At 64.4% G+C, this 22814-nt stretch carries 22 protein-coding genes and 1 tRNA gene; 7 read left to right on the forward strand and 16 right to left on the reverse strand.

The window, feature by feature from the left end; translation table 11 throughout:
• Positions 1-17 precede the first annotated feature (17 nt).
• Positions 18-455, forward strand: a complete 438-nt coding sequence (locus tag EPO50_RS05925; RefSeq protein ID WP_296341927.1) for a VOC family protein — start codon at positions 18-20, stop codon at positions 453-455.
• Here EPO50_RS05925 and EPO50_RS05930 read toward each other — a convergent pair.
• Genes EPO50_RS05930 through EPO50_RS05940 form a run of 3 tightly spaced genes read right to left on the reverse strand, consistent with a single transcriptional unit; the run spans position 452 to position 2815 of the window.
• On the reverse strand, positions 452-1699 hold the full coding sequence (locus tag EPO50_RS05930) for an FAD-dependent monooxygenase (RefSeq protein WP_296341929.1): 1248 nt from the start codon (positions 1697-1699) through the stop codon (positions 452-454). The two genes, EPO50_RS05925 and EPO50_RS05930, sit on opposite strands and share 4 nt — an antisense overlap.
• Positions 1696-2022 (reverse strand): hypothetical protein, encoded by a 327-nt coding sequence (locus EPO50_RS05935; RefSeq protein WP_296341931.1) that lies wholly within the window; start codon positions 2020-2022, stop codon positions 1696-1698. Before EPO50_RS05935 ends, EPO50_RS05930 begins: the two co-directional genes overlap by 4 nt.
• Positions 2023-2029: 7 nt before the next feature.
• Positions 2030-2815, reverse strand: coding sequence for an NYN domain-containing protein (locus tag EPO50_RS05940; RefSeq protein ID WP_296341933.1), 786 nt, complete (start codon positions 2813-2815; stop codon positions 2030-2032).
• 193 nt (positions 2816-3008) lie between these two features.
• Here EPO50_RS05940 and EPO50_RS05945 point away from each other — a divergent pair, with 193 nt between their 5' ends.
• Positions 3009-3329, forward strand: a complete 321-nt coding sequence (locus EPO50_RS05945) for a hypothetical protein (RefSeq protein WP_296341935.1) — start codon at positions 3009-3011, stop codon at positions 3327-3329.
• 61 nt (positions 3330-3390) lie between these two features.
• On the opposite strand, the gene EPO50_RS05950 is transcribed toward EPO50_RS05945, so the two are convergent.
• Positions 3391-3741 carry a hypothetical protein gene (locus tag EPO50_RS05950; protein WP_296341937.1) on the reverse strand — a complete coding sequence of 117 codons (351 nt, stop codon included), beginning with the start codon at positions 3739-3741 and terminating at the stop codon, positions 3391-3393.
• A 167-nt stretch (positions 3742-3908) separates the two neighbouring features.
• Between EPO50_RS05950 and EPO50_RS05955 the strand changes: the two genes are divergently transcribed.
• Positions 3909-4988, forward strand: a complete 1080-nt coding sequence (locus tag EPO50_RS05955) for a flavodoxin family protein (RefSeq protein WP_296341940.1) — start codon at positions 3909-3911, stop codon at positions 4986-4988.
• Positions 4989-5052: 64 nt separating this feature from the next.
• Here the strand turns inward: EPO50_RS05955 and EPO50_RS05960 are convergent, their stop codons facing one another.
• Entirely contained in the window at positions 5053-5700 is a 648-nt protein-coding gene (locus EPO50_RS05960; RefSeq protein ID WP_296341942.1) for a DUF502 domain-containing protein, read from the reverse strand.
• A gap of 543 nt (positions 5701-6243) precedes the next feature.
• On the opposite strand from EPO50_RS05960, the gene EPO50_RS05965 reads away from it, so the two are divergent.
• Entirely contained in the window at positions 6244-6732 is a 489-nt protein-coding gene (locus tag EPO50_RS05965) for a hypothetical protein (RefSeq protein WP_296341944.1), read from the forward strand.
• Between the two features lie 913 nt (positions 6733-7645).
• Here the strand turns inward: EPO50_RS05965 and EPO50_RS05970 are convergent.
• Both EPO50_RS05970 and EPO50_RS05975 read right to left on the reverse strand, forming a co-directional pair.
• Positions 7646-7951, reverse strand: a complete 306-nt coding sequence (locus tag EPO50_RS05970; protein WP_296341946.1) for a CBS domain-containing protein — start codon at positions 7949-7951, stop codon at positions 7646-7648.
• 219 nt (positions 7952-8170) lie between these two features.
• Positions 8171-8545, reverse strand: coding sequence for an STAS/SEC14 domain-containing protein (locus EPO50_RS05975; RefSeq protein WP_296341948.1), 375 nt, complete (start codon positions 8543-8545; stop codon positions 8171-8173).
• A gap of 556 nt (positions 8546-9101) precedes the next feature.
• On the opposite strand from EPO50_RS05975, the gene EPO50_RS05980 reads away from it, so the two are divergent.
• Together EPO50_RS05980 and cax are read left to right on the forward strand one after the other, a co-directional pair.
• Positions 9102-10820 carry a SulP family inorganic anion transporter gene (locus tag EPO50_RS05980; protein WP_296341950.1) on the forward strand — a complete coding sequence of 573 codons (1719 nt, stop codon included), beginning with the start codon at positions 9102-9104 and terminating at the stop codon, positions 10818-10820.
• Entirely contained in the window at positions 10817-11887 is a 1071-nt protein-coding gene (cax, locus tag EPO50_RS05985) for a calcium/proton exchanger (protein ID WP_296341952.1), read from the forward strand. The genes EPO50_RS05980 and cax overlap by 4 nt, the downstream gene beginning before the upstream one ends.
• Before the next feature lie 326 nt (positions 11888-12213).
• Here cax and EPO50_RS05990 read toward each other — a convergent pair whose 3' ends face one another.
• The 4 genes from EPO50_RS05990 to recJ form a co-directional block, all read right to left on the reverse strand.
• Positions 12214-13170 carry a DUF2950 domain-containing protein gene (locus tag EPO50_RS05990; RefSeq protein ID WP_296341954.1) on the reverse strand — a complete coding sequence of 319 codons (957 nt, stop codon included), beginning with the start codon at positions 13168-13170 and terminating at the stop codon, positions 12214-12216.
• Positions 13167-14537, reverse strand: a complete 1371-nt coding sequence (locus tag EPO50_RS05995) for a DUF3300 domain-containing protein (protein ID WP_296341956.1) — start codon at positions 14535-14537, stop codon at positions 13167-13169. The genes EPO50_RS05990 and EPO50_RS05995 overlap by 4 nt, the downstream gene beginning before the upstream one ends.
• Positions 14538-14778: 241 nt before the next feature.
• Positions 14779-14854: transfer RNA gene (locus EPO50_RS06000), tRNA-Glu, on the reverse strand.
• Between the two features lie 55 nt (positions 14855-14909).
• A complete protein-coding gene (gene recJ / locus EPO50_RS06005) occupies positions 14910-16730 on the reverse strand; it encodes a single-stranded-DNA-specific exonuclease RecJ (RefSeq protein WP_296341958.1) in 1821 nt (606 codons plus the stop codon).
• Between the two features lie 89 nt (positions 16731-16819).
• Here recJ and EPO50_RS06010 point away from each other — a divergent pair, with 89 nt between their 5' ends.
• Entirely contained in the window at positions 16820-17770 is a 951-nt protein-coding gene (locus EPO50_RS06010; protein ID WP_296341961.1) for a polysaccharide deacetylase, read from the forward strand.
• 14 nt (positions 17771-17784) lie between these two features.
• On the opposite strand, the gene EPO50_RS06015 is transcribed toward EPO50_RS06010, so the two are convergent.
• The 5 genes from EPO50_RS06015 to EPO50_RS06035 form a co-directional block, all read right to left on the reverse strand.
• The gene (locus EPO50_RS06015) at positions 17785-18285 is read right to left on the reverse strand and encodes a hypothetical protein (protein ID WP_296341962.1); all 501 of its coding nucleotides are present in this window, start codon (positions 18283-18285) and stop codon (positions 17785-17787) included.
• A gap of 118 nt (positions 18286-18403) precedes the next feature.
• Complete coding sequence (glpX, locus tag EPO50_RS06020) at positions 18404-19390, reverse strand: class II fructose-bisphosphatase (protein ID WP_296341965.1); 987 nt, start codon at positions 19388-19390, stop codon at positions 18404-18406.
• Positions 19391-19424: 34 nt separating this feature from the next.
• Positions 19425-20717, reverse strand: a complete 1293-nt coding sequence (locus EPO50_RS06025) for a homoserine dehydrogenase (RefSeq protein WP_296341967.1) — start codon at positions 20715-20717, stop codon at positions 19425-19427.
• Between the two features lie 25 nt (positions 20718-20742).
• Positions 20743-21999, reverse strand: a complete 1257-nt coding sequence (locus tag EPO50_RS06030) for an LL-diaminopimelate aminotransferase (protein WP_296341969.1) — start codon at positions 21997-21999, stop codon at positions 20743-20745.
• A gap of 19 nt (positions 22000-22018) precedes the next feature.
• Positions 22019-22681 carry a hypothetical protein gene (locus tag EPO50_RS06035; protein WP_296341971.1) on the reverse strand — a complete coding sequence of 221 codons (663 nt, stop codon included), beginning with the start codon at positions 22679-22681 and terminating at the stop codon, positions 22019-22021.
• Positions 22682-22814: the final 133 nt, after the last annotated feature.

Below are 22814 nucleotides of genomic sequence, written 5' to 3' on the forward strand. Positions count from 1 at the left end.
AGTCACGGAGGAGCCGCATGCCCATCAAGGTTCTGGAGATCCACCACACCGGCTACCGCCTCGACAACAAGGGTGAGATGGTCGACACGGTCGCGAACTTCTATGCCGACGTTCTCGGCCTTGAACGCGACAAGGGCCGGCCGACGATCCCCGGCATCCCGGGTCTCTGGATCAATGTCGGCGAGGTCGGGCAAATCCATCTCTTCGGCGGCCAGCAACCCTCACCCGTCGCCAAGGGGCCGGGCATGGACCCGACCCTGCCGCATATCGCCCTGGCCGTCGCCGATATCCAGGAGAGCCGGCGCGAGCTTGAGCGCTTGGGGGTGAAGTACTGGGCGATTGAAGGGCTGACGAGCCCGGACTCGCTGCAGCTCTTCATGAACGATCCTTGCGGCAACATGGTCGAGCTGCACCAGATCGACAAATGCCGCTGCACCATGAGGAACCGCGCCTAGCGACGGCGCATCATCTCCTTTGCGACCAGTCGCGCGGCCGGACCGCTGCGGGCCGCACTGTTCGGCTTCACCAGGTTGCCGATCTCGAAGCGCAGCAGATGCACTTCGGGATGCTTCCCGGCAGCACGACGCATCGCCTCCGAGCCCAGCACCATCTTGTCGAAGCCGGCCGGCCTTTCGCCCACGGTGAGCGGATATTCGAGGTCGGCCATCGCGGCCGTTGCCCATGCCTGTTCACTCACGGCCGCTGCCCGTGGCAGGTAGGCCGCCACCACGCCGTTGAGGCCGTCAGGATCGGCAGCGGCGGCCAGCGCCTCACGTAGCGCCAGTGCGTGGCCTGCGGCGACGGACATGCCCTGACCGAAGGTCGGATTGAAGCTCGAGATACAATCGCCGATCGGGATCACGCGCGGTGGCAGACCACTCGAACGCTCGAAGTGTCGCCAGGTCGCATTGGCGATGCGATAGCTGCGCAGAGGCCCGAGAGGCACGGCATCGCGCAGCCGGTCGGTGATGTCGGGCACCGGCAGCGCCGCAGCATAGGCACGGAACCCTTCAAGATCGGTCGGTACCTTGTTGTCGAACCGGCTGCAGAGCGTGATCAGCCATTCGTCGCTCTCAACCGGACAAACCAGCCCATAGCGATCGTCCGGCGGCTCGGGAATGCAGGCGATGAAGCGGCCCTCGCCGCGATAGCGCGCCGGCTTGGCGAAGCGCGCCGAGGTGTAGGTCACCTCGATGCCGAGCGTGGTCGCCGGCACGTCGAGCCCCGCCAGCAATTGGTCGCCGCGTCCCGTCGCGATTACGGTTAGATTGCTGCCCTCCAAAGGCAGAGCGTCGACCGGCGTGCGGTCCCGAATCGTCACGTTGCCCAGCGCCAGAATGCGACGGCGCAGCACATGCTCATAGGCCGGCCGGCTCATCATCAACTGGCTATGACCGAGATCGCGCCGCGCATGCCACGCATCGTGCTCCCAGATCGACACGTCCTCGGTCTGCCGCACCTCGACCGCGCCGGCAGCCAGCAAGGCATCACGTATACCGGGCATCAGCGCCTCGAGGGCCAGTTCGCCGCCCTTCAGGAGAATATGGACCTGAAGGTCCTGTGCCACGCCCTTGCGCGACTGCGGAGCGTCCGGCAGTGCATCCTTGTCGAGGATCGTAACCGCCTCGAAGAACGGCGCCACGGCCGCCGCTGCGGCAAGGCCAGCGATGCCTGCCCCCACGATAACGGCCTTCGTCATGCCCTGCTCTTTGCCCTCAGGCGCGCTTGTCGATAGGCCGACCGCGCCTCCCTGGCAGCCGCGAGTGCCCTGTCCCGCCGCGTCGCAGCCCGGCTGTCCAACGCATACATCAGCATCGCGATCACGATGAAAGCGCCCCCCAAAACATAATAATGCCAGGCGACGAGATAGAGCCGGAACACGACGACGACCAGTGGCACGGGAATGAATGTCGCCGCGAACCTGATCCACGACGCACGGCCATAAGCCCGCACGGCCTCACGGGCCTCAACCTGACTGGCGAAGGCTCGCTGCTTCAGCGTCTCGATATCGTTGCCGGACATCGAGAGATTAGGACGGTGGCCGGCGTGGGGCTGTCCGCCGCCCGCTTGTCCTGGGATTCGGCCCCTGTCCTTGCCTCGCGCGGATCCGCACGGCTCTGCCCTCGGGCTGATCGATGTCGAACGCGCCCGTCTTGCGAACGAGGTCGCTCAACTTGCGATAGCCGTAAGTGCGGGGATCGAAGTCCGAGGCGATGTTGGCGAGGCGTTGCCCGACCGCCCCCAGCCCGACCCAACCATCTTCGCTTTCCATCTGCTCGATGGCCCGGCTGAGAATGGGGACCGCAGCGCTCGGCGGCTGCAGGGCCTGACGCGGCCCACCGTCCTGTTCCGGCGCGGACACTGCCGCCTCGGGCAAGAGATTCTCGGTATAGACGAAGCGCCGGCACGCTTGCCGGAAGCTCTCTGGCGTCTTCTGCGCCCCGAAGCCGTAGACGTCGGCCCCCTCCTCGCGAAGCCGCGAGGCAAGCCTGGTGAAATCGCTGTCGGAGGACACGAGACAGAATCCATCGAACCGACCGCTGTGCAGGAGGTCCATGGCGTCAATCACCAAAGCGATGTCGGACGCGTTCTTCCCGGAGGTGTAGGCAAACTGCTGGTAGGGATCGATCGCGTATTTCTGCAGAACGTCGGTCCACGATCTCAGCCGCGAACTGGAGAAGTCGCCGTAGATGCGGCGCACGCTGGCCTCACCGAACTTGGCGATCTCCTCGAAAAGGCCGGCGACGATCCGAGGCGACGTATTGTCGGCGTCGATCAGCACGGCAAAGCGCCGCGGACGGGTTTCGTCAGCCATCTGTCGGTCCTTCGAAGCCATGACCTGCCTTCTGCAATGGAACGAACGATATTGAGCACGTGGCACGTCCTACGCCCACTGATTTTCCGTCCGCTGTGGAACGATGAGACGCAGGGACGGTCTCCGCGTGGGCGCAACGACCCGCTTTTCCGGGCGTTTTCTCCCGTCAGCCCGCCACGAATTGGAGGACTCCATGAAGAATACCCTCGCCACAATTGCCATGATCGCAGCCACGGGTGTCGCCGGAATCGCCTACGCCCAGATTACGCAACCCGCACAACCTGGTACGGCACTGCCGGGCGGCACGAGCAACCCGCGCACGGGCCTGCCGACGACGACGCCCAACGCCACTGCCGGCGAGGCGGCGGCCAAGGCCCAGCTTGAAGCCAGAGGCTACACCGGCGTCAAGCAGCTCACCCGCGATACCGCCGGCAACTGGACCGGAAAGGCGATGAGGAACAACGTCGAGCTGGCCGTGACGCTGGATACTGCAGGCAACGTCAAGGAACAGTAGAGTTACGTGCGGGCGGGGCGTTCCGTTGCTGGGCGCCCCGCCATCACCGCCGTGCCGCCATTCATCGCGTACGATTTCCAATGCGGATCAGGTACCAGCTCAATACGACGATGAGCATTCCCACCACGATGCCCGCGCGAACAAACAGATCGTCGACGAAGTAGCCCAAACCCCACAAAACCGCGGCCACGACCAGGACATGGGCCGTCAGGGCAGCCCAAGGCATTGGAACGTAGCGTGGCCAGAGAACCAGCATGTGTGCCGCCTGAAACAGGTCCCGGTTCTTGCCGTGTCCCGGCCGATCGGCAGGACTCGCGTTCACCTCTTCCACGACCTTGGCAATGCCGATGAAGAAGTATCCGAGAATCATAGCGATGGACCAAAACACCAGAATGTCTCCCTGAAGTTCCACGAACTGAACAGGTCCCCGGAGATGCGGCGCATACTGCGCCTCACCTGACAGAGCCTATACTGGTCACGTGTTGCACACGGTGTCCGCCGTGGAAACACCTGTTCGACAGGCTGATATTGCAGCTTCACCGCGTTCCTGGCGTTAACGCCGATCTCGGGGAGGACAACATGGCGAAGGTAAAAGCCCGCAAAGGCATGCCGAAGACCGAACTCGGCAAGGATGCGTTCGAACAGCGCCTGCGTCAGCGCTTCTACGACCCCGCCTTTGACCCGATCGAACCGTCGATCGAAACCATCCTCCCCATCGCATGGGAAGCCTACAAGGACGATCGAAAGGCGCCACGGACGCGCCGTGCCGGACGCGGCTTCACCGATCCCAACTACGAACTCTCGGTCGAATGGCTCGCGGCGCGGGCCGCCATCGCCAAGGCGGAGCGCCAGCAAAGATCGCCGCGCTCGGCGTCGCGTATCCTGCTCGTCAACGGTTCACCGCGCAGCGACCAGACCTGCCCCGGTGAGATCTCGAAAACCTGGCGGCTGGTGAAGCTCGCCGAACAGGTCTTCAAACGGCAACGCGGTTTCGAAGTCGAACTGCTCGATCTCAGCCGCATCGTGGCCGAGCGCAGCCTGCACATCCATCCCTGCAAGGCCTGCGTCTCGACGGCCATGCCGCTCTGCCACTGGCCCTGCTCCTGCTATCCCAACCATGCCTACGCGCAGATCAACGACTGGATGAATGATATCTATCCGATGTGGGCGGCGGCCCACGGCATCATGATCGTCACGCCGGTCCACTGGTATCAGGCGCCGACCGTGCTGAAGGCCATGATGGATCGGCTGGTCTGCGCCGACGGCGGCAATCCCGATCCGACGTCGACCAGTGGGAAGGATCCAGACAAAGCCAAGGCGATCGAACTGAAAGGCTGGAACTTTCCGCGCCACCTCGCGGGGCGCACCTTCTCCGTCGTGGTCCATGGCGATGCCGCGGGCGCCGAAAATCTTCGCCGCTCGCTGTCGGATTGGCTGAGCGACATGGGCCTGATTGGCGCCGGTCACCACGCCGAGATCGACCGATATGTTGGCTATTACGAGAGCTATGCGACGAGCCACCAGGCGCTCGATGCCGATCGCGCCTTCCAGGAAGAGACACGTAACGCCGCACGCCTGCTCGTCGATGCGGTCAAACGGCTGCGCCGCGGCGATCTCGTCGAGCCAAGCAAAGGCACCGCCGAGCCGCGGCCGAAATAGCCACAAAGGGACGCTGCCGCCTCGCAGTCGTCGGCCCGTCGGCGGCCGAAGGTGACACGTCTGTTCAACTAGGGAGCTGTCGATCTTCGGGGTGGTCCAGATCGGTGTTCGCCAGTACTGTGGCTGAACCAATGCCCATATGTTTGATAAGCATCATGGCCTCCGGCATGGTCATTTGCACCGAGCGGACGCGCGCCGCAGGCAGATACATGAGATTGCCCGACATGGGGGTGGGTGCTTGAGGAACGAATACCGCAACCCACCCGTTGTGGAGGGTCTCGAGCAGGTATCCGATTTGCCATCCATCTTCGAGGCTGACGAGCACTGGATTGACGCTTTCCGCGCCTTCGACCCGAGAGAAGCCCTCCGCCATGCTCTTGGCCATCTGGTACACGGGGAGACCCACTAGAAACGAACGCTCGAAACCTCGCCCAACATACTTCCCCAGCTTCGTTCGAGCCAGGAAGCCAGCGGCAACGGTAATTGCCACCAACGCAACAATTGCAAGCAGCCTCTCACCCTCAGGGCCAACGACGCGATCCAGCGTCAAAAGGCTAGAGATAGGCTGGGTTATGGTCGCCGCGAGATGCACTGCGTGACCCAGGAGCATGGCCACAAGAATCAGTGGCAACAAGAACAGCAGGCCTCCAATCGCGGTGGCCTTCAGCAGCTTTACCAATGACGTTTCCGTCACGTGCGGTGAACTTTGCATACGAGGCCTCCAGCATCAGACCGGCAACGGGGCTCTTCAGCCTGCTTTGAACGATGCGAAGAGTATCGTTGCTCACGCGATCGGAGCGAGCAATCCTCGACCCGGACGCACCGAGTTTGCCGAACTTCAGGTGCTCGATCCTTCCGACCACACAGACCTAAACGTCACCATAACGGTCCTTCCGCCTCCCCCATCGGCCTATGGACGCCCGAGGGAATGGCGGTTCGTGCTGTCTGAGGAGAGAACGAATGGGCGCCGCATGGAGGCCTAAGGGAAAGGTTAAGAAAGCTTTAGGGCCACGGAGGGCGTTTGAGGCGTTGGTCCGGAAGCTAGGCGCTCAGGTCGTGAAGAGGCAGCGTTAAAGAGGTATCCCCGCGCCTTCAGCATCGGCCGTTGAGTTTGATGACGTGGCGGGATGGGCTGATGTACCCAAGCAGGCGATGCCTTCGTGGGAAGTGCGGCGGCGGTTTATCTGGACGTGTCAGTCGTAGCTTGGCAGCATGGGTCTTGTTGGGGGCAGTGATCTTGGGGGGAGATTCACTGGTGCAGGTGCTGCGTAATCTTGTGCTCATCGCAGCTCTACTGACGTGCGCGTGCAAAACCGACGTTTCGCATTACCCAATCACGTTGCAGCCTCCTTATAGCGATCTACCACCGGTAGCACCTGGGGCATCAATCGAAGCTGGTACCCCCGTTCGCCTGACCCTACTCCAAAAGGAGGCCGTGGTTGCGGGTGTGATGAAGTGGCTCAAGGACGGTTCGTCGGCGCAGTTCGGAGAAATGAAGGCAGCCCGCAACAGCCGTGGGCAGGTGACGGTTTGCGGCTTGGTGGACGGCCACAACGGCGAGGGCCGCCTTCTCGGCTTGGCACCTTTCATCGGGGTCATTGTAGGCACGTCAGCGAAGCCGGACTTCGTACTCGTCGAAATCGGCAGCACACCACCGCATCGGGCCATTGTGATGGGCTTGTGCGAGGAAAGCGGCATTGCACTAGCAATCGCCATGGGGCTCGCAGTCAGGCCTCGCGAGTGAGCGGAAGGACTTTGTAGCGGGCGCCCCAATATCACGAGGTCATCTAGATCGCCCGGCCGCTTCTGCATTTTGAGCACTTGCCCAGCGGGTTCAGCGGTGGCCCCGTGGGTCACGAGCGACGCAACTAGCCGCGATCTTCGCTGTCCGCCGATGACGAGTGAGAACGCCGACGCTCTTCACCGTCGATATGCAGACCTAGTCCACGTAGGGCGTTGCTCGATCGCCCTGGGGGCTAGCGCTAGGCTGGATTGCCGCATTGATTGGCTTTCTCAAGGGCGTCGCCTCCTGCGCCACTGCCGGGCCCACCGTATATGCTTCGATAGGCCACTTCGATGTTTTCTCCGGAGATCTTGCGTATGTCATACGTCCCCAACGCCGAGCCTGTTGGAGACGTGACGATCACTTTCGCGCGGCTCTCTAGTGGATAGGTCGACGGAGTCACCTTGACCCATGACTTCCGTTCTCGGTCGACAAGGCAGTTCGCCATCGCATCGTAGGGTACTCGGTAAACTGCGGTCCATGTGGGCACGCTTTGCTCAAGCCCGACCGGTGACTGGCAGGCCGTCAATACGCATAGGGCAGCAATGGCGAACATCCCTCTACGGTTCATTGAGAAAGGATGCACCTGTCGGCAAAGCTTCTCAAGCGACTATGTGAACGGCACGAAAAGTCTAGAGCGGCAATTCGTTGCTTATGGCCCGCATAGCCATATCCACCACTTAGCGCCAGTGACTCGGGGGCCCTACTCTGCGCCATCGGAACCACGCTCCACCTACCGATGCATAGTAATGCGCCTGCGCCGAGGCAGCAGTTACATATGGACTGGACGTCTACAACACACCCGGCACCTTTCCAGCCGCGGCCTGACACGCCAGCTCTTCGGCTTCAGTGAACACCTCCCCCAAAAGGTGGATCACCCCCGCCTTGGCGACAACATCGAAGCCGACGCCGTGGCGTACTCCAAAAATGCCTTGGCTATGGGATCAGGCATCGGCATGCCGGCTTCAAACTGCAAACGGAACAATGCTGCTTCGTTGTCGATAGACAACAGATGTCGAATGATATCGATCTCGCTGATCAAGCCGATCAGTTGGTTACCGCCATCGACAACCGGCAAGGCCGAGGCATTGGTATTGACGAGTTCTCTGACTGCTTCAAGCAAGGTGGCGCTACTCGCTGCGGCTACGATCTCTGATGTCATTACATTCCTGGCACGCATCTCGCTCTCCAGCCGGCAATAACCTCAGCCAAACTGGCGCTGCCCGCCACCGAAGTTGAGACAACCTATCCGGGGCCTGGCAGCCGCACGAAACCCGACAGTGCGTCCGCGTCTAACTCACACGAGGCGTCGGCGACTTGAAGCGCAAGCGGCGGCCTCGTGCGAGATCGCTAGGGCGATGGGTGCATATTCGATTGATGCATTCGACATCGTGACTTCTTACGGTTGGTTACCAGACTCCAACCAAGCAAACGCGAGAAGAGCCTGATCACCGCCAAACGCCCTGATTTCGGGACTCGCACAGCTCCCAACAATGCGCGGGACAACGCGAAGAACCAGGCTGTCAGTTACAGCCGCGACACGCTTGATCTGCCGGTGATGGTTCAGAACGAATTTCAAATGCTGGACCAGAGCGCCCAAACTCCTCCAGCCATGGAAGGGCAGAGCTTGGATCATGAGGCCGGTTAGTTTACCGTGAGCAGCTAGATAGGGGTCGATCTCGCGTGCAATGGCCTGGAAGTCACCCGCTTCGAGGGGGCCTTCGAGACTGACGATCAGAATGCCCTTGTCCCGATCCAGCTCGAATTTAACCATTCCCGCCTCCTCGGATCAGATGGCATTCAAAGGGGACAGGCTACATTTACAGATCTGGGGTTGACGACAACCAAAGCGAGTAAGAGCGAAAAGATCCCATCACGGTTCAAAGGGTGAGTCGAATGATCAGACACCATTCAAGACCTCCACCGAAGCAGGTCGCCCATCGCCCCAACGTCGCCGTTTTGCACGCCCACCAGCAAATCGAAGTATGGCTGTGCCGTAGAACCGCCAGAAAATACCGGATTGGAACGGTTCATGTGGACCTGGCAGCAGACGCTCAACGCCACGGTCAGGATCTAGTTGGCGAACTCGTCCAAAGAGCATTTAGGGAACTCGAGCAAAGCCGCACCCGCGCGACGATAATACATCGCGAGATGGCGCCGGGGTAATTACCGGCATCGCCATCATAGAAATCTCGACGCTTATGCTTGGCGCAAAAGCAGACCCGCAAAGTTCGGCTTCCCGAGCCTCTGTGAACCTTCATCCATCACCAAGAAGGCGGAGAATCAAACAAGCAGGTTGATTAGATGGAGGCTCAGTCAGTCTGGTCCCAATGAGGTATCCAGCTCCCACCACGACTTTGGGTTATATGCGCTGGCTGCCAGGCCTCGCGACCTTGCGCGAGTACGAGTTGCCCTGGCTGCGCCACGACCTGGTGGCCGGGCTCGTACTGACGACCATGTTGGTCCCGGTAGGCATCGCTTATGCAGTCGCCTCAGGCCTGCCGGGCGTCTACGGCCTCTACGCAACTATCGTTCCCCTGCTCGCCTATGCACTGTTCGGGCCGAGCCGCCTCCTGGTGCTTGGACCGGACTCCTCGCTGGCGCCCATTATCCTGGCTGTCGTACTTGCCAATGCCGGTGGCGATCCCATGCGCGCCGTGGCGCTGGCCGGCGCCATGGCCGTGGTCTCCGGCCTGGTCTGCATCCTTGCCGGGGCTCTGAAGCTGGGGTTCATCACTGAGCTTTTGTCCAAGCCCATTCGCTACGGCTACATGAATGGCATTGCGCTGACAGTGATGATCAGCCAGCTGCCCAAGCTACTGGGATTCTCCATAGACGCCGATGGCCCTTTGCGAAGTCTGTGGGCGATCGCGACGTCCATCACTTCGGGGAACATCAATTGGACGGCCTTCGCGGTGGGCCTAGGTGTGCTCGCCACGATCCTGTTGCTGAAAGGCAGCAGGCTCCTGCCGGGCGTGCTCATTGCCGTTCTCGGCGCCACCGTCGTGACCGGCCTGCTCGACCTTGGGAGCAAGGGCGTCACGGTCCTTGGCACCCTGCCCGAGGGCCTGCCGTCAGTCGCCTTGCCCTGGATCTCCCTGGACGATCTCGTGCCGGTTCTGGTCGGCGGCGTGGCGGTGGCCCTGGTGTCGTTCGCCGACACTAGCGTGCTATCGCGAGCCTATGCGGCGCGGCGCGGCCGCCCGGTTGATCCCAACCAGGAGATGGTCGGACTGGGTGCAGCCAATCTCGCAGCGGGATTCTTTCAGGGCTTCCCGATCAGCAGCAGTTCGTCGCGTACCCCGGTGGCCGAGGCGTCCGGCGCGAAAACGCAGCTCACCGGTGTCGTGGGCGCGCTATGTGTCGCCGCGTTGTTGGTTGGCGCTCCCGACCTTCTGAAGCATCTGCCGACGCCTGCCCTTGCGGCTGTGGTCATCGCCTCGGCAATCGGCCTCATTGAGGTGAAAGATCTCGTTCGTATCTGGCGTATCCAGCGCTGGGAGTTCTGGCTCAGCATATTGTGCTTGGTCGGCGTGGCGGTTTTAGGTGCCGTGCCGGGGATCGGGCTTGCCGTCGTGGTAGCCATCGTCGAGTTCCTCTGGGATGGTTGGCGGCCACATTCCGCCATTCTCGGACGCGTCGAGGGCGTGGCCGGCTATCACGATACCAGCCGATATCCTCGTGCCCGGTTGGTCCCCGGCCTGGTGCTGTTCCGCTGGGATGCGCCCTTGTTCTTCGCCAACGCCGAGTTCTTCGAAGACCGGATCCTGGCCGCCGTTGCGGCCTCGTCGACCGAAGCGCGTCGCGTGGTGGTGGCGGCGGAGCCGGTTACGAGCGTTGACGTCACGGCAGCGGATGCGCTCGCCGAACTCGACGAGCGGCTGCGCGCGGTCGGCATCGAACTGTGCTTTGCAGAGCTGAAGGATCCGGTGAAGGACAAGCTCAAGCGCTTCGGTCTTTATGAGCGCTTTGGTGACGGCGGCTTCTTTCCTACAATCGACGCCGCGGTTAATGCCTACTGCAAGACCTACGGGATCGATCCGCCATGAACTGGCTTCTACCGTTCATGCCTGTGGCGATTGCGCTGGAACACTTGGCGCCGCAGCAGCACCTGCTGATCTTTGTGACCTCAGGCCTTGCAATCCTGCCGTTGGCAGCGTGGATGGGATGGGCGACCGAACGACTGTCCGAACGCCTCGGCGAAGGCATGGGTGGGCTTCTCAACGCCACTTTCGGCAATGCCGCCGAGCTGATCATCGCTCTGGCCGCCTTGCGCCAGGGCCTATACGACGTGGTCAAGGCGTCGATCGTGGGCTCCATCGTCGGCAACATCCTGTTGGTGCTGGGAGCTGCGATGATGGCGGGCGGCCTGCGTCACCGAGAGCAGAGCTTCAACCCGCAAGGAGCGAGCGCACAGGCAACCATGCTGATGCTTGCGGCCATCACCCTGATCCTGCCTGCAGCTTATAGTGCGGCGCTCGGCCCGCAGGCGGTACAGGGGCTAGTGCCCCTCAGCATCTCGATCTCTATCGTGCTGCTGCTGGTTTATGGACTGTTCCTCACCTTCAGCCTGGTGACCCATGCCGCGCTGTTCACGCGCGCCCGAGCGGCCGGGGAGGACAATAGCCAACCTTCATCGTCGTCGCCGCGCCGTGCCGCCCTGGTGCTCGCGGCCAGTACTGCGGCGATCGCCTGGATGAGCGAGATCCTGGTCGGCTCGATCCAGCCGGCCGCTAGGTCGCTGGGGCTGAATAGCGCGTTCGTCGGTGTGTTCGTCGTCGCCATCCTAGGCAACGCCGCAGAGCACGCCACGGCCGTCACCGTGGCCATGAAGAACCGCATGGACCTGGCCCTCGGCATCGCTATCGGGTCAAGCGTTCAGGTGGCGTTGTTCGTTGCGCCGGTCCTCGTCCTGGCAAGCCTTATCCTCGGCCCGCACCCGATGGACCTGGCGTTTCCGGTAGGACTGGTCTTGATCATGCTGCTTGCAGTGCTGATCACCGGCCAAGTCGCGGCCGACGGTCGCGCGAACTGGCTTAAAGGGCTTCAACTCCTCGCGGTCTATCTCGTGCTCGGGCTGACTTTTTTCTTCATGCCGGGCGCGCTGGGACGGTGACACGTCTTCCCGCCGAGGATGTGCCTTTCACCACACGTCAAGTTGTGACCAAGCCGGCTGCACATTCCAGAGGCGCCTCGCGGCTATAGTAGCCAATGCCTCGTTCGCGAACCAATCCGACCGGGCGCTTGGCGACTAAGAGTACGAGGTCATTGACTAGCCCATGCGTGGTTCACGCTAGGTCGCGAAGTTAGCGAGGCATCGAAGAGAAAGAAGCCAATACCTTTGCCCGGCGACGGGCCCTGCACCATTGATAAATGGTGCGACCCGCGTTCACGCGCGAGATCTGCATGGGTCCACCTCCCAGTAGCCGAGCTTTGCCCAGCTCAAGGAGGCGTCATGTCGGCCTTGTCCCAGCTGCTGTCGGGATTGAAGACGTTGATCGCCGTGGCCCGTTGCGCGGTCTGCTCGCCCAGGTCCTTTTCGTAGACGTCGCTATTGTTGCTGATCATGAACGTCATGATGCCCGTCTCGCCGTAGTGCACGGGCCAAGCGACAACGGCGAAGCCACCCATCATGCGATCGCGGACAAGGTAGTCACGCGCGCCGCCTGGCGCATCAGGTCCCTGGCTGTAGAGCAGCCGGAAGCGGTAGCCGTAGTAGCCGTTACGCTCGACGTCACCCAATTGTGCCTTGGCGAGCAAGGGACCCAGCGGGCTGGGCGGCTCGCCCGGCTTGGTCTCCCAATAGAGTCCGTTCTTGAGACCCGGCGAGCTCACGAGGCGGCGCGCATAGACCGGTACGCCGAGCTTCATCGGATCGAGCGAGGCGTAATCCCGCTGCGCGTCGACGATCGCCAGCAGGGTCTGGATGACGGCGAACTCGTCGCGGCCGATGAGGCGGGCCTCCAGTTCCACACGGCCGGCCTCGACGTCGTAGCGCCACTCATTTGCCTGCCTGACGATGGGGATGGGTGACACCCAGCCCGTCTTCCCTGCGCCCACCAACGCCTTGTCAGGGGTTTCCTGAATAATCGTGTGTTTCTCGTCCCAGGCCTTCAGAAACTGGTCGCGCAGTTCGTCGTCCTGCCAGTCGCTGCCGGGTATCAGCGTGTGCCAGTCGACACCGAGGATGGCGGTGATGGCCTTGTCGTCCTGCTTGCGAATGGCCTCAGTGAGCGCGTCGGCGGCCGCCTCGGGCGTCGGAAAGCCCTTCAGCTGCGGCGCCTGCTTCTGCGTTTGAGCCTGGGCGGGCATCGGCGCCGGTGTCTGTGCAACGGACGCGCCGAGCAGGCCTGTGTACAGGGCGAGCGCCGCAAGGGACCGGGAAACCAATCCTGTCATCGCCGACCTCCACCGCCACCGCCCCTCGCGCCACCACCACCGCCGCCGCCACGTTGTCCGCCCCCGCCACCGCCGGGACGTGCGCCGCCGCCGCCACGCTGACCGCCGCCGCCGGCACGGGCGCCGCCGCTGCGTTGCTGCTGCGCGCGGCCACGCTGGGACTCGCGATTGACCGCTCCACCACGATTGACGCCGCCGAGAGCGCCGCCTCCCCCCGGGCGCTGTCCTGCGCCGGGACGCTGTACGGCACCGCCGCCGGGACGCTGTGCAGGACGCTGCACGTTACCTCCGCCTGCGCCAGGACGTCGGACGCCTCCCCCGCCGGCTCCCGGACGGTTGACGCCAGCGCCGCCAGCGGGACCCTGCGCCGGGCGCTGCACCTGCCCGCGAAACTGCTCGCGTTGCGCCGCGCCAGGCCGGTTCTGGCCGAACTGTTGCCGAGTCGCTGGATCGCGATAGGCGACGCCGCGCCGGTGATCCACCTGATGCTGCCAGCGGTCGCCGGCGCCGATGTTGGCGCGATTGAAGTTGCGGTCGATATTCACGGCGCGGCTGGCGTTGACGTTCACGTAGCTGCCCGAGCCGCCATAGCCCCACCGCCAGCCACCGAAGAGCGCGCCCGCCGCCGCGATCCCGGCGCCCCACACGAGGCCGCTCAGCAGCGCGCCCCCTAACGGCCACCAGGTCGGCGGATAGGTCGGACTGGGCCACGCACCGTAGACCGTGTTGGGATCGTAGCTCGGCACGTAGACGACCTCGGGGCTCGTCTGCGCGATTGCGTAGATCGTCTCGTTGCCCTGCGTTTCCGTCGTCACCGTGTATTGCGTTCCAGTACCGGCCTTGAGGTTCCCCGCCGCGGAGGCCTTGGCGCGCAGCCGCTGGATCGAGGCCGCGACATCGCCCTGCTGGCCGAGCAGCGCGTCGCCCAGCCTCTGCGTCCAGTCGAGGTGATCGTTCATCTGCTTCAGGATCGACGGGAACGCGACCAGCGACTTCACGCTGACGTCCCAAGTCTTATCCGCCACGGCTGCGACCGCGGCATTGCCGGTCAGGGCGGGATTCGCCTGCTGCCAGCGCGAGGCCTCGACAACTTCCAACGGATAGGTCGAGGCCATCAGCACCTGCGACAGCAGCGCGTCGTCATAGAGCGCGATCACCGCCAGCATCTGGTCGAGCTCCTGCGGCGAGAAGAACTTCCTCTCCAGCGATGCCGGTGCCGGCGTGGGTGACGGCGTGGGCGTCGGCGTCTGCGCCACGGCTGGTAGCGACGTTGCCGTCACGGCCGCCATCGACAACAGGAGCAGTCCGCGCCGGCTGCACGAGAGTACTGGCCGACCGCGAGCAAACGCTTTGATCCTATCGACCATGGACCGCCCCACATTTCTTCTCGCTATGCCGCGTCATCCACGGACGAGATCGACCGCACAGAACAGCCGGGACTCTGCCGAGCCTGCTGCGGAATTGCTGTCGGAGCATTGACCAATATCAACGTCTCATCACCACCACTGCCAGTGGAGATACGTTGGCAAATCTCAAGGTGCCCGTTGCACCCGCGCGGCTGGCCGACCTCCTGAAAGGCTCCCGAAGTTTTCTTTTTTTGTTCGGGAATGGCGTCCCCTACGGGATTCGAACCCGTGTCGCCGCCGTGAAAGGGCGGTGTCCTAGGCCTCTAGACGAAGGGGACTGAAGCCGGCGGCAGGGTTTAGCCGCAAGAGGCCGCCAAATCAAGCAAGCCGGCCTCAGGATAAGACCGAGCCTGCAGCCGGCGCGGCGTCGTCAATCTGCAGGCGCACGCTCTCCCGCCCACCGAAACGGTCGATCCTGAGCGCGCCCGCAACATGCAGCACGGGCCGCGCGGAATCGAGCAAAGCTGGGCCCAGGGCCGTCTGGTTGGCCCGGAAGGCGATCGCCTCGATGCGGCCGCGCTCGGCGCCGACCAGGGTGCAGCGCACATGCCCCTCGCCTACCGGCTGGGCGTAGCTCACCCGCACGCCGGTCAGGGCGAAGCGCGGCAGGGCATTGCCGGCGCCGAACGGCCCGGCGCGCTCGATCATGTCGACCAGCTCCTGCGTCGCGGCGGCCGGCGCGAGGGCCGCGTCGATGCCAAGTTCGCGCACGGCGGGTGCCACCCCGAGCTGGGGCGCGATCCGTGCATCGAGGAAGTGCGCCAGCTCCGGCAGTGCCCCGCGCGTCACGGTGAGGCCCGCCGCCATGGCATGGCCGCCGCCGTTGACCAGCAGGCCGGCCTGCCGGGCAGCGATCACCGCTGCGCCCAGGTCGACGCCCCGCACGGAACGGCCCGAGCCCTTGCCCAGCTCGCCATCCATGCCGATCACGAAAGCCGGCCGGCCATAACGTTCGACCAGCCGGCTCGCCACGATGCCGATCACACCGACATGCCAGCCTTCGCTCTCGACCAGCAGCGCCGAAGGCAGGCCCTTGCGGTCGGGGCCGTAGAGCCCCTCGATGCGGGCGATCGCCTGGTCGAGCAGCTCGCGCTCGATGGCACGGCGCTCGGCGTTGAACTCGTCGAGCCGGACGGCGAGCGCGCCCACTTCATGCGGATCGTCGCTGGACAGCAGCCGTGCCCCGAGATCGGCCTGCCCTACCCGGCCGCCAGCGTTGACCCTCGGTCCGAGGAGAAACCCCAAATGATACGCGCCGGGCGGTTCCTTCAGCCGCGCCACATCGGCAAGAGCGGCCAGGCCGGCGTTGCGGCGCTGAGCCATCACCTGCAGGCCCTGCCGCACCAGCGCGCGATTGACGCCGACCAGCGGCACCACATCGCACACCGTGCCCAGCGCCACGAGATCGAGCCACTGGCGCAGGTCCGGTTCGGGCCGCGAGGTGCCGTACCAACCGGCGTCGCGCAGGGCTCGGTTGATGCCGACCGCCAGCAGGAAGGCGACGCCGACGGCAGCGAGCTGCTTGTGCGGGCTCTCGTCGTCGAGGCGATTGGGGTCGACCACGGCGATGGCCTCGGGCAGCGCGATCTCCGCCATGTGGTGGTCGATCACGATCAGGTCCAGCCCGACGCGTTTCGCCTCAGCCAAGGGCTCGAAAGCCGTAACGCCGCAATCGACCGTGACGACGACCGATGCGCCCTCTTCCTTGATCTTCACCAGCGCCGTCGCGTTGGGTCCGTAGCCTTCCTTGCGGCGGTCGGGAATGTAGACGCCGATATCGCCGCCGACGGCGCGGAAGAAACGCAGCAGCAGTGCGGACGAGGTCGCGCCGTCGACATCGTAGTCGCCGAACACGACAATGCGCTCACCCTGCCGGACGGCATGAACCAGCCGCGCGACCGCGGCATCCATGTCCTTGAGGTGCGAAGGATCGGGCAGGAATTTGCGCAGGGTCGGATCGAGGAAATCCGGCACGGCTTCGAGATCAACGTCGCGCGCCGCCAGCAGCCGGCAGATCGCGTCCGGCAAGCCGTGGCGCTGGCCAATCGCAAGCGCCGTCCGCTCGTCTGCAAGTCGGGCCGCCCAGCGCCGGCCCGTCAACGAACGCTCGACGCCGAGAAACGCCGCGCGCTCGGCCCTTGAACCATCAGACATGAAGACACTTTAGCTGAAAGCCCTGTGGACGACTTAGCGCACTGGCCCTGCTAGGTTCGCGTGAAATTCATGGGGCCTTGGGGAACTTGATGGCGAAGCTGTTCATCGTCGCATTGCTGGCAGTCGTGGCGCTCGTGTCGCCGACGATGGCGGAGACGAGCAAGGACTGGATCACCGGGTTCCCGCGCGAACAGATGCCGGTGAAGGCCTGGCCCGACGGCCGCAAGGTCGCGATCTGCTTCATTTTCTATGTGGAGGTCTGGGGCAAGGACCACGGCCCGAATTTCCGGCCCGACATGACGGACCGCAAGCCCGACGTCGTGGATGAATCCTTCCGCCAGTACGCCATCGAATGGGGCGTGCCGAGGGTCGGCCGGCTGTTCAAGGAACAGGACGCCCCGCTCAGCATCGCCCTCAACGCACAATTCCCCGAGCAGCATCCCGAGATCTGGAAACAGTTCCGGGCATTGGTGCCCAAGGCGGCAATCGTGGCGCATGGCCTCAACAACTCGACCGAGATGCTGCCGCTCGATAAAGGCCTCGACGCGCAGAAGGCCTATATCCGGCAAACGCTCGACAGGATCGAGAAGAGCACCGGTGTGCGCTCCGTTGGCTGGTCGAGCCCCAGCGTCTTCCCCAACGTTGAGACCTTCCCGGCCACCGCCGCCGAAGGCATCAAGTACACGCTCGACGGCATGGACTCCGACGTGCTGTCCCGCCTCGACACGCCGCTGGGCAAGCTGGTGATGGTTCCCTACCCGGCTGTCACGGTCGACATGGGAAGTTATCTCTCGCGCCTCAAGGATCCCGTCGACCTCGAGCGCTTCTGGATCGACTATATCGGCGAGCTGGCGCGCGAGGCCGAGACGGATCCGCAGCGTCCGGCCACCGTCGTGGCCATCGGCCTTCATCCCTTCGTCGTCGGCACACCAGCAGGCGCGGCCTCGCTGCGCCGCGTGCTCGAGACCATCAAGAAGCACAAGCTCGTCTGGATCACCGATGTCGAAGCCGTGGTGAAGGCGGCGGGCGAGAAGCTCTGAGCGGCAAGCCTATCCTAGGGCAAGCGCAGGACGGCGATGCCGAGGCGGCGCCCCTTGGCGCCTCCGAACTGCAGGGTGAGTGGCTTGCTCTCGACGTCGACCTGCAGGCTGATCCGAATGCCTGGACAATCCGTCCGGCGAGCTGACGCGAGGATCGGCAGACGGCGATCGTCCTGCACGATGTCGATCCAGGCCTCGTCCGCCAGCGTGACCTGGTAGCGGCCGGCCGCGATCCATTGCAGGGTGACGAAACCGCCGAAGCCGTCATCACGGCCGCGCTCCGGCACCACGACGTAGAGCGTGGAGTGCATCGGCGTCAGGAGGAGCACGAAGGCTCCTTCCCGTGGCAACCACGACGAGGCCTCGACCGCCGGCATGTAGCCGTCTGAAAAGAGTTCGATCTCGCGCGTGAGCTGCCATCCGAAGCGGCCGCAGCCATCGTGTCCCGCTGCAGGCCCCGCGAGGCCGAACGGCATCAGCAGAAAGGCGACGAGAGCGACGAGGACGTCGCGCATGCCGGGAAGGCTCGCACGAGCGGGTGGCCCTGCCAACCCGCCGTGTCAGTCAGCCAGCCTCCCAGGCAGCTTGTGGCTAGGCTCAGCTACTGGGCGATTACGCCCAGCTGCCGGGCGGCTACGCCCAGCTTGGCAGGCCGGTCTTGATCGCGAAGTTGTGGTGCGCCGAGACCCAGCGGACGGTGCCGGTCTTGGAGCGCATGACGATCGAGTGCGTCTCTGCGCCGTTGTGGAAGCGGCGCACGCCCTTCAGCATCGAACCCGAGGTGACACCGGTCGCCGCGAACATCACGTCGCCCTTGGCCATGTCGGTCATCGAATACTTGCGATTGAGATCGGTGATGCCCCACTTCTTGGCACGGGCCTTCTCATCGTCGTTGCGGAACAGCAGGCGGCCCTGGATCTGGCCGCCGATGGCGCGCAGTGCCGCCGCCGCCAGCACACCTTCCGGTGCACCGCCCGAGCCCATGTAGATGTCGATGCCGGAATCGCCGGTCGAGGTCGCGATCACACCCGACACGTCGCCATCACCGATCAGCATGATACGGGCGCCGGCCTCGCGAACCTTGGCGATCAGTTCGGAATGGCGCGGCCGGTCGAGGATGCAGACCACGAGATCGGCAACATCGACCTTCTTGGCCTTGGCGAGGTCCGCCAGGTTCTGTGCCGCCGTCTTGTCGAGATCGACGATGCCGTCCGGCAGACCGCCACCGACGGCGATCTTGTCCATGTAGACGTCAGGCGCATTCAAGAAGCCGCCATGCTCGGCCATCGCGATGACGGCAAGGGCGTTGGGCAGGCCCTTCGCCGTGATGGTGGTGCCTTCCAGCGGATCGAGCGCGATGTCGATCTTGGGACCACGGCCGAGGCCGACCTTCTCGCCGATGTAGAGCATCGGCGCTTCGTCGCGCTCGCCCTCGCCGATCACCACCGTGCCTTCGATGGCGAGAGAATTCAGCGTCGTGCGCATGGCGTCGACCGCGGCCTGATCGGCCATCTTCTCGTCGCCACGGCCCATCAACTTGGAGGCCGCCAGCGCCGCCGCTTCGGTTACGCGCACCACTTCGAGCGCGAGATTGCGGTCCAGTTTCACGTCTTCCGTCATCGTCTCCTCCGTCGCCTCGTTTCTAGGGCGTCGTCTAGAACGCTTCGATTCTGATCAGGCAGGGCTCCTCGGCAACAGCGCCGAGCTTGGCGATGCGCGCCAGAGCGCGCCGCATCGCAGCCTCCTCCGTCTCGTGCGTCGTCAACACCACCGGCACCTCGCCGGACTGCGAACGTCCGCGCTGCAGCATCGATTCGAGCGAGATGCGCTCCTTGGCCAGGGCACCGGACACCGCCGAGATCACACCCGGCCGGTCCTGCACCATGAGGCGCATGTAGTAAGCGCCGACATGGCGATCCATCGGCGAGACCTTCTTGTCGGCCAGCCGGTCGGCCGGCACGACGAACGCCGGCATGTGCCGCCCGCGCGCCACATCGACGAGGTCGGCGACGACGGCCGATGCGGTCGGTCCCTGCCCCGCACCGCGGCCCTGGAACATGGTCGTGCCGACGAAGTCGCCTTCGACCACGACAGCGTTGAACACGCCCTCGATATGCGCGATCGGCGCCCCGAGCGGCACCATGCAGGGATGTACTCGCTGCTCGATGCCATGGCGCGTTTCGCGCGCTAGTCCCAGCAGTTTGATGCGGTAGCCCAGTTCCTCGGCGAACTCGATGTCCATCGAGGAGACATGGCGGATGCCTTCGACATGTATGCCGGCGAAGTTCACGCGGGCGCCGAACGCCGCGCCGGTCAGCACGGCGAGCTTGTGCGCGGCGTCGACACCGTCGACATCGAAACTCGGATCGGCCTCGGCGTAGCCCGCCGCCTGCGCTTCGGCCAGCACGACGTCGAAGTCGCGGCCTGTCTCGCGCATGGTCGTCAGGATGTAGTTACAAGTGCCGTTGAGGATGCCGTAGAGCCGGCCCACGCGGTTGCCGACCAGGCCCTCGCGCAGCGCCTTGATGATCGGGATGCCACCCGCCACTGCCGCCTCGAAGGCGAGGATGCGGCCCTTCTTCTCGGCCGCTGCGGCGATCTCCGTGCCATGCATGGCGAGCAGCGCCTTGTTGGCCGTCACCACATGCTTGCCCGAGGCCAGCGCCTTCTGCACCAGCCGGCGCGCCACGCCACTCGAACCGCCGATCAGCTCAACGACGACGTCGATGTCCGGCGCAGTCGCCAGCGCCATCGGATCGTTCTCCCAGCGCACGTGCGAGAGATCGATGTCGCGCTTCTTCGCCTTGCGGCGTGCGCTCACGGCAACCAGCTTCAGCGGCCGGCCGCCACGCAGCGCGAGGAGCCGGCCATGTTCGGCCAGCAGCTTGACCACGCCAGCACCAACGGTGCCGAGCCCGGCAATACCGATTCTAAGAGGGGAATTCATGGGCGCCTGATACGACAGGATGGGGTCAGGCGCGAGCCTTGATCGGCGTGATATTGTCCCCAACACCGCGCAGGTAAAGGTCGATGGACCGACCGGGGTCGGCCAGCACCTGGCGGATGTTGCGGACAGCCTGACGGATGCGGTGTTTGTTCTCGACGAGGGCAATGCGGACATGCCCATCGCCATGCTCGCCAAAGCCGATACCGGGCGAGACAGCCACATTGGCCTGGGTGAGCAGCAGCTTCGAGAAGGCCAGCGAGCCCAGCTCGGTGAATTCCTTGGGCAGTGGCGCCCAAGCGAACATGCTGGCCGATGGCGCCGGCAGGTCCCAGCCTGCCCCCCTCAACCCTTCCATCAGAACGTCGCGCCGTTCCTTGTAGGTGTTGCGCGCCTCGACGATGCAATCCTGCGGACCGTTCAGCGCCGCCGTCGCCGCAACCTGGATCGGCGTGAAGGCGCCGTAGTCGAGATACGACTTGATGCGGGTCAGTGCCTGGATCAGCGTCTTGTTGCCGGCCGCGAAGCCCATGCGCCAGCCGGCCATCGAATAGGTCTTGCTCATCGAGGTGAATTCGATGGCGATCTCGCGGGCGCCCGGCACCTGCAGCACTGACGGCGGCGGCACGCCGTCGAAGTAGATCTCGGCATAGGCCAGGTCGGACAGGATCCAGATGCCTTCGCGTTTGCAGAAGTCGACGATGGCCGCATAGAAATCGAGATCGACCACCTGCGCCGTCGGGTTCGACGGATAGTTCAACACCAAGGCAAGAGGCTTCGGCACGGCATGCCGCACGGCGCGCTCGAGCGCCGGCAGGAATTCCTCGATCGAGGTCGAGCCCGGCACCGGAATGTGGCGCACCGAACCGCCGGCGATGATGAAGCCGTAGGGATGGATCGGATAGCTGGGATTGGGCACCAGCACGGTGTCGCCGGGCGAGGTGATCGCCTGCGCGAGGTTGGCGAGACCTTCCTTGGATCCCAGCGTCACGATGACTTCGGAATCGGGATCCAGTTCGACGCCGAAGCGGCGCGAATAATAGGCAGCTTGTGCTTTGCGCAGACCGGGAATGCCGCGCGAGGCGGAGTAGCCGTGGGCCCGCGGGTTAGCCGCAGCTTCGGCGAGCTTGGCGACGATGTGCGGCGCTGTCGGCAGGTCGGGATTACCCATGCCGAGGTCGATGACGTCCTGTCCGGCGCCACGAGCGCGGGCCTTCATAGCGTTCACTTCCGCGAACACGTAGGGCGGCAGGCGCTTCAGCCGGTGGAACTCGGAGTCGTCCATAGGTTCTTCCTTCGACGCCCTAGATGCTGGCGAAGATTTCGATGCGCCGGTCAGCGACAACGAGCGTGTCTGTCGGCAAGGCCGACTGCTTCTCAGGGACCGGAGCGGCAGGCGTCGCAGGGGCCTGAGGCGCCGTGTCCGTGGCGGGCTGTGCAGGTGCCGGGATTGGCGTCGTCGAGACAGGGGCCGGCGGCGGCACAGTACCCGGTGCCGCTTCGATCGACGGTGCTGCGCTGGGCGGGGCTACGCCGGCAGGTGCAGCGCTGGGAGGTGCGGAGCCGCCCGTTCCCTTCTCGGCTTCCTTCTCCCGCGCCTTGCGTTCCTTGTCCTCCGCGTCCCGCTCAAGCCGGGCCTCGCGATCCTTCCTGTCGCGCTCCATCTGTTCTTTCTCGATGGCTTCCTTCTGGGCCTTCTGACCGCCCTTGCCGGCGATGATGGACCCGATCGCGGCGCCGCCGCGCGTCTCGTCGACCGCCACCGTACCCTGCTCGTAGGCCCGACCGCCGCTCGGCGCGGGCAGCGCCGCGCTCGGCGCCACCTGGCGATCAGCGCCGGGCCGCGGCGGTGTGCCGACCGGCGTGGACGAATCGAACCAACCGCAACCGGCCACGAGGCTGAGCACGGACACACTGAGCAGGGCGCGCCAGCAGCCGCTGCCGTTCGTGTCCTGTCGTCGCTGCATTATCGTCACCGCTATCGCCTACTGTCCGTTGCTGGGTCCGCCTGTCGGCCTTGTTTAGCGGAGCCGGAGAGGAAAATTGACCCGTCTGTTGTCGCAGCCTACCAATTGAGGGCGGGTAGCGACCCGGTATATG

Origin of the sequence: Reyranella sp., from assembly GCF_004297405.1 — a bacterium.
Taxonomy (GTDB): domain Bacteria; phylum Pseudomonadota; class Alphaproteobacteria; order Reyranellales; family Reyranellaceae; genus Reyranella.